Origin of the sequence: Aeromonas sp. A35_P (assembly GCF_002259925.1) — a bacterium.
Taxonomy (GTDB): Bacteria; Pseudomonadota; Gammaproteobacteria; order Enterobacterales; family Aeromonadaceae; genus Aeromonas; species Aeromonas dhakensis.
The window spans coordinates 1-6908 of record NZ_NEVB01000207.1; the positions used below are offsets into that span (position 1 = coordinate 1).

The 6908-nt window shown below is 63.5% G+C and carries 7 protein-coding genes and 2 pseudogenes; 5 read left to right on the forward strand and 4 right to left on the reverse strand.

Going from position 1 to position 6908, the window contains the following annotated elements; genetic code table 11:
- Positions 1-261 (reverse strand): transposase (locus CAK78_RS15120; protein ID WP_141214196.1); only part of this gene is annotated, 261 nt, incomplete at its 3' end.
- Between the two features lie 269 nt (positions 262-530).
- Here CAK78_RS15120 and CAK78_RS15130 point away from each other — a divergent pair.
- From CAK78_RS15130 to ybaK, 3 genes are all read left to right on the forward strand, one after another.
- Entirely contained in the window at positions 531-1211 is a 681-nt protein-coding gene (locus tag CAK78_RS15130) for a TIGR00153 family protein (RefSeq protein WP_005305357.1), read from the forward strand.
- Between the two features lie 24 nt (positions 1212-1235).
- The gene (locus CAK78_RS15135; protein WP_094697811.1) at positions 1236-2501 is read left to right on the forward strand and encodes an inorganic phosphate transporter; all 1266 of its coding nucleotides are present in this window, start codon (positions 1236-1238) and stop codon (positions 2499-2501) included.
- A 147-nt stretch (positions 2502-2648) separates the two neighbouring features.
- On the forward strand, positions 2649-3131 hold the full coding sequence (ybaK, locus tag CAK78_RS15140; protein ID WP_094697812.1) for a Cys-tRNA(Pro) deacylase: 483 nt from the start codon (positions 2649-2651) through the stop codon (positions 3129-3131).
- A gap of 34 nt (positions 3132-3165) precedes the next feature.
- Here the strand turns inward: ybaK and CAK78_RS15145 are convergent, their stop codons facing one another.
- The 3 genes and pseudogenes from CAK78_RS15145 to CAK78_RS15155 form a co-directional block, all read right to left on the reverse strand.
- Entirely contained in the window at positions 3166-3900 is a 735-nt protein-coding gene (locus CAK78_RS15145) for a GNAT family N-acetyltransferase (protein WP_094697813.1), read from the reverse strand.
- A complete protein-coding gene (locus CAK78_RS15150; protein WP_094697814.1) occupies positions 3890-4327 on the reverse strand; it encodes a rhodanese-like domain-containing protein in 438 nt (145 codons plus the stop codon). The genes CAK78_RS15145 and CAK78_RS15150 overlap by 11 nt, the downstream gene beginning before the upstream one ends.
- A 17-nt stretch (positions 4328-4344) precedes the next feature.
- Positions 4345-4811, reverse strand: a pseudogene (locus tag CAK78_RS15155) (OsmC family protein).
- A gap of 131 nt (positions 4812-4942) precedes the next feature.
- Between CAK78_RS15155 and pdxR the strand changes: the two are divergent.
- Positions 4943-6379, forward strand: coding sequence for a MocR-like pyridoxine biosynthesis transcription factor PdxR (pdxR, locus tag CAK78_RS15160; protein WP_094697815.1), 1437 nt, complete (start codon positions 4943-4945; stop codon positions 6377-6379).
- Between the two features lie 54 nt (positions 6380-6433).
- Positions 6434-6908, forward strand: a pseudogene (locus CAK78_RS15165) (hypothetical protein); the annotation flags it as partial.

Sequence of the window (6908 nt, forward strand, 5' to 3'; positions counted from 1 at the left end):
CCACTTGGTCAGCGGGAGCTTGGTGTTTGCGAAAATAGTGTTCCCAGTCAATGACATCTGGTGATGGCAGTGATTGCATTGCAGCACGCGTGGCCGACTTTTCAGGTGACAACAGGTCTTGTTGGCACATTCAGGGCAGACAAAGCCGTGAGGAAAACGCCAAGTGAACAACGCGTTTTCGCACTGAGCTTCAGTGCCATAGTCCTTGAGAAGCTCAAACAGGCTGTAGCCTTTCTGGAATTGGACTTTGCTTTTGGCCATGATCTCGCTCCTCGATAACTGTGCATAAGATCAGTATAGTTCGGGGTGACTGCTAATCATGGGTAATCAGGAAAAACTTTATCTCGATCTCAGTTTGCATAGTCATTCCGGGCTGGCAGGCAACTTTGGGGGGCGTGATGCTAAGCGCGAGGATATAATGCCTGCGATACATCAGGATTAATTCACGGTTTTATTGATGGCGCAGTTCGGTTACCATGCGCCCCTCATAAAATCGTATCGAGTGTTTTTTCACCGACACAGGTTTGGCCATGCCAGTAAATACTATTTTGGGGCTTTTTGCCAAGTCCCCCATCAAGCCGCTGCAGAAGCATATCGTCAAGGTTCACCAGTGCTCCCAGCAGTTGGTTCCCTTCTTTGATGCCGTTGCCGAAGACCGCTGGGAAGATGCCGAGAAGATCCGGCAGCAGATTGCCCAGCTGGAGAAAGAAGCGGACATCCTCAAGCGTGAAATCCGTCTGAAGCTGCCCCGTGGTCTGTTCCTGCCAGTCGCCCGTACCGACCTGCTCGAACTGCTGACCCAGCAGGACAAGATCGCCAACCGTGCCAAGGATATTTCCGGCCGCATGCTTGGCCGCAAAATGGAATTCCCCTCCGAGATGCGGGCCGATTTCATGGCCTATCTCAAACGCTGTATCGATGCGACCGCCCAAGCCGAGAAAGCCATCGGAGAACTCGATGAGCTGCTCGAAACCGGCTTTAAAGGACGTGAAGTTGAAATGGTTGCCGAGATGATCCACCAGCTGGATCTTATCGAGGACGATACCGACACCATGCAGATCGGGCTGCGCCAACAGCTGCAAGCCGTTGAGCAGAAATACAATCCGATCGACGTTATGTTCCTCTACAAGATCCTCGAATGGGTAGGTGACCTGGCAGATCAGGCCGAGCGTGTAGGCGCCCGTCTGGAACTGATGCTGGCTCGTTCGTAATCGACTGACTGGGTAAAACACTGAATGGACATTATCGCGAATTACGGCACCACTCTGGTGCTCGTGGCGGCCTTGTTCGGCTTTTTGATGGCCTGGGGCATTGGTGCGAATGACGTGGCCAACGCCATGGGTACGTCGGTCGGCACCAAATCCCTGACCATCCGTCAGGCGATCATCATCGCCATGATCTTTGAATTTGCCGGTGCCTATCTGGCCGGTGGTGAAGTCACCGCCACCATCCGCAACGGCATCATCGACAGCAATGCCTTTGCCGCCACCCCGGATCTGCTGGTACTCGGCATGATCGCCTCCCTGCTGGCCGCCGGTGCCTGGTTGATCCTGGCCTCCTACTTCGGCTGGCCCGTCTCCACCACCCACTCCATCATCGGCGCCATCGTCGGCTTCGCCGTGGTGAGCGTGGGCCCGGAAGCGGTGCAGTGGAGCAAGTTCGGTGGCATCGTCGGCTCCTGGGTGGTCACTCCGGCCATCTCCGGCGTCATCGCCTACTTCATGTTCATCAGCGTGCAGAAGCTCATCTTCAACACCGATGATCCCCTCAACAACGCCAAGCGCTACGTCCCCTTCTACATGTTCCTGACCGCGCTGGTGATCTGCCTGGTCACCATCAAGAAGGGGCTGACCCACGTCGGTCTGCACCTGAGCGATGGCGAGGGCATCCTGCTCTCCGTCGCCATTTCCATCGCGGTGGCCTTTGCCGGCTGGATCTACATTCGCGGCCAGCAGTACAACCCGCAGGATGACAGCAAGATGCACTTCGCCAACGTGGAGAAGGTATTCGGCATCCTGATGATCATCACCGCCTGTGCCATGGCCTTTGCCCACGGCTCCAACGACGTGGCCAACGCCATCGGTCCGCTCTCTGCGGTCGCCTCCATCGTGGCGGCCGGCAGCGAGATCGGCGGCAGCTCCCACATCGCCTGGTGGATCCTGCCGCTCGGCGGCATCGGCATCGTGATCGGTCTGGCCACCATGGGCGAGAAGGTGATGGCGACCGTTGGCACCGGCATAACCCACCTGACCCCGAGCCGTGGCTTCGCCGCCCAGCTGGCCACCGCCGCCACCGTGGTGATCGCCTCCGGTACCGGTCTGCCCATCTCCACCACCCAGACCCTGGTCGGTGCTGTCATGGGCGTGGGGCTGGCGCGCGGTATCGCGGCTCTGAACCTGGGCGTGCTGCGCAACATAGTGGTCTCCTGGGTCATCACCCTGCCCGCGGGTGCCATCCTGGCCATCGCCATCTTCTACGTGCTGCAGATCTGCTTCTCCTGAGGCGCACCGCAGTGAAGAGCCCGGGTCATTGACCCGGGCTTTTTTTATCTTGGCGCACTCATTCACACCTAGGGGACGCGAGCAACTTGCATCACCCGCCCGGCAGGCGCAGACTGTTTGGCCTTGTTTCGACTCAAGGCTCTCACCATGACACCAGCCATCAACCTGCTGAAAAAGCTCAAGATCCCTCACAAGCTCTACCCCTACGAGTGCGAAGCCCACGACGACTTTGGCAAGCATGCCGCGACCCAGCTCGGCCTGCCGGAAGCCCAGGTGTTCAAGACCCTGATCGCCCATCACGACAAGCAGGCGGTGGTGGCCATCGTCCCCTCATCCGGCCTGTGCAGCCTCAAGCAGCTGGCCAAGGCCACCGGTCTCAAGAAAGTGGAGATGATGAAACCGGCAGAGGCCGAGAAGCTGACCGGCTACAAGGTGGGCGGCATCAGCCCACTGGCCCAGAAGAAGCTGCTGCCCACCGTGCTCGACGACTCGGCTATGCAGTTTGACGAGATCCTGGTGAGCGGCGGCAAGCGCGGCCTCTCGGTCGGGGTGGCCCCCGCCGACATGCTGCGCCTGATGAAGTGGATTGCCGCCCCCATCGGCGAGCACCATGAACAACGCCTGAAATGACAGAGGCCCCGTGAACGGGGCCTCGTTTGTCTTGTCACGGCAACTGACCATCGGCACGACAAGCGGTGGTCAGTTCGGACAACCGCAACCGCTGCCTGCCGCGCTCATCGAAGTTGTCGGGCGCCAGCCAGCGCGCAAAGCAATCCTGCAGCGCCGGCCACTCACTGTCGATCACCGAGAACCAGGCGGTGTCCCGCGTCCGTCCCTTGTCCACCCGGTTCTGGCGAAAGGTCCCCTCATAGCTGAAACCGAGCCGCAGCGCCGCCTGCCAGGAGGGCTTGTTCAAGGCATTGCACTTCCATTCGTAACGCCGATAGCCGAGGGCGAAGGCATTGGCCATCATCAGCGCCATGGCCGCCGTCGCCAACCGCGAGCGCTGCAGGGCGGGGGAAAAGTGCAGCCAGCCCACCTCTATGCTGCCCGCCAGAGGGTCGATACGCAGGTAGCTGGCCAGCCCCAGCGGCTGTTCGCCATGCTCGTCGAAGATGGTGTAGAACTGGGGGTCTGTCTTGGCGGCGCACTCTCGCAGCCAGACCAGCATGTCCGCCTCCTCTGCGTAAGGGCCTGTGGTCAGATAGGTCCACATGGCCCCGTTGTCGGCGCGGAAGGCCTGCCACAGGCCAGGACCGTGACGCTCGGGATCCAGCGGTTCCAGCCGGCAACCCCAGCCGTTGAGGGGGCGACGAGGCGGAAACTCGGCGCCCCGCCAGTCGGGCAGCGGCGCTCCGACCGGCTGGTCGAACTCGTTCAGATGGATGTCAGCAGCCACAGGCAATCCCTCCCGTTTGCAGCACGCCAGGTTCGCTACCGGTGGTGACGGCAAAGCCGTCCTGCCGCCACCAGTGCAGACCACCGATCAGCTCCTTGACCTGAAAGCCGAGCGCCGCCAGCTTGTAGGCCCCCCGGGTCGAGCCGTTGCAGCCGATGCCGTCGCAATAGCAGACATAGACCTTGTCCCGCGCCAGCGCGGCCGTGCTGGCCGGGTTCATGGTGGCGTGGGGGAAGCTGATGGCACCGGGGATGTGCCCCTCGGCGTAGTGACCGGCATAGCGGGTGTCGATGACCACGATCCGCTCTTCGCCGGCCAGCAGATCGGCGGCCAGATCCGCCGGGTCGGTGCGAAAGGCCAGCTGGGCCTCGAAGAAGAGGCGGGCCTGTTCGGCGCAGGCCAATCCGCTGCTCAATACATGACTCATAATGACGCTCCTTGTACTCACACCCGGATCCGGGTGGTGATGTCGGTGGTGACCGAGTTGGCGATGAAACACTCCTCGTGGGCCTGGTGGTGCAACTGCTCAAGCGCGGCCAGATCCGGCTGGCGTTCGCCGCCGAACTGCACCAGCGGCTGCAAGGTGACCCTGGTGATGGCCTGACGACCGCGGGCATTGGCCTCCATGATGCCCACCGCCTCGTCCCGATAGCTCTCCACCCGATAGCCCGCCCTGGCCGCCAGCCAGAGGAAGGTGAGCATGTGACAGCTGGAGATGGCCGCGACGAAGGCCTCTTCCGGGTCGACGTGCTCGGCCACCGACCAGGGCAGCGGCACCACCTGGGGGGACGAGGAGGCGGGCACCCTGACGCCGCCGTCGAACTCCCACCAGTGGGCCCGGCTGTAGCGTTGATCGACGAAGGGCTCGTGCGCCCCCGCTGCCAGCTGATGGTGGCGTTGTACTCCGACATGCAGACTCCTTTCTCATTGCCAATCGTTGTGGATCCCGAACCTTGCGCCTCAATGTAGCGACATAATGGCCTTGCCACGCCGACCAATTTTGCCAATATGAGCAGACCAATTAGCGCCCGGGAGCCCCCCCATGCCTGCCCTGCTCACCCTGTTTGCCACCCAGCAAGCCAGCGATCTGCCGCTGCACGAACAGCTGGTCCGCACCCTGCGTTCGGCCATGCTGGCCGGCCACCTGCCCCAGCACAGCCGGCTGCCCGCCAGCCGCATGCTGGCCGCCGATCTGGGGGTCTCTCGCAGCACGGTGGAGCTGGCCTATGGCCGGCTGGAGGCGGAGGGCTATCTGGTACGCAAGGTGGGGGCCGGCAGCTTCGTGGCGCTGGCGGCGGTCTCCCCGGCTCCGCGCCCGCCCCAGTCGGCGGCCAGCCTGTCGCGCCGCGGCCAGGAGATGGCCGACGGGGGAGCCTGCCACGACGTGCCCGAGGTGGGCCGCTCCTTTGCCTCCAGCCAGCCGGATCCGCACCTCTTCCCCCAGGCCCTGTGGGGCCGGCTGATGCAGCAGCAGTGGCGCCGGCATGCCGGCGACTGGATGAACTACGGGGATCCACAGGGGCTGGAGGCGCTGCGCGGCGCCATCAGCAGCTATCTGGTGCAGTCGCGCGGCATGGTGTGCGAGCCGGATCAGATCCTGATCCTCACCAGCTCCCAGCAGGGGATCCTGCTGGCGACCCAGCTGCTGATCGATGCCGGCGATACCGTCTGGGTGGAGGACCCCGGCTACCCCGGGGCCCGCACCGCCATGGAGAGTGCCGGCGCCCGGGTACACCCGGTGCCGGTGGATGAGGAGGGGCTCAACCCGCTGGGGGAGCACCCGGCGCCGCGGCTCATCTACACCACGCCGGCCCACCAGTATCCTCTCGGCGTGCCCATGAGCCTGCCGCGGCGGATGGCGCTGCTGGCCGAGGCCGAGCGGCACGGCGCCTGGATCCTGGAAGACGACTACGACGGTGAATACCAGTACGATCAGCGGCCGCTCCCCGCCCTGCAGGGGCTGGATGGCCAGGGACGGGTGCTCTATGTGGGCACCTTCAGCAAGGTGTTGTTCGGCTCGCTGCGCCTCGCCTACCTGGTGCTGCCCAGGCCGCTGATGGAGTCCTTCTGTCGGGCCCGGGCCGCGGTCGACGGCCACAGCAACCAGCTGCTGCAGGCGGTGGCTGCCGACTTCATCCGCGCCGGCCACTTCGCCACCCACCTGCGCCAGAGCCGGCTGGTCTACCAGAGCCGCCGCGACCTGCTGCTGGCCGAGCTGGCCAGCCACTGCCCCGCCCTCACCCCCATCCACGGCGGGGCCGGCCTGCAGTGCGCCGTGCAACTCCCCCCCGGCGGCGAGGCACGCTGGACAGAGGCCGCCAACGCACAGGGGCTGGGGCTGCGCCCCCTCGGCCAGTTCTACCTGGGCCCGCCGACGCAGGAGGGGTGGCTGCTCGGCTTTGCCTCCCTCGACAACCAGACCCTGCGCCACCTCTGCCGCCGGCTGGGCAGCCTGCTGGCAAGCGACCGGCACGCCTGAACGGCTGGGGGCCGAACTATACTGGATGAAACAAAATCATAGAGCCTAGCCTGGATGTATAGACTCCTGTTTCTGCTTCTCTCCCTCTTCCTCTCCTCCACGTCGCTGGCGGCGACCCGCTTTACCTATATCAGCCCGGAGAGCGAGAAGGACCCGCGCATGACCTATGACAGGGAGCTGCTCCGCCTCGCCCTCGACAAGACCCGCGACACCTTTGGCGACTATGAGCTGCAACCCGCGCCGCCCATGACCAAGGCTCGGGTCAGGCTCAGTCTGGAGCTCAACAGCTTTACCAACCTGTTCGCCATGGACAGCTACAGCAGCGCGCGGGGCGAGAAAGGAGTGGCCTATGTCCGCTTTCCAGTCCATCTCGGCATCGTCAGCTACCGCATCTGTTTCGTCAGCCCAGACCAAGAGGCGGCCATGGCACAGGTGCACGACCTCGAGGGGTTGCGCCACTTCACCTTCGGTCAGGGCAAGGGCTGGCTGGACGTGGAGATATTGCGCCATGCAGGCCTCAAGGTGGTGG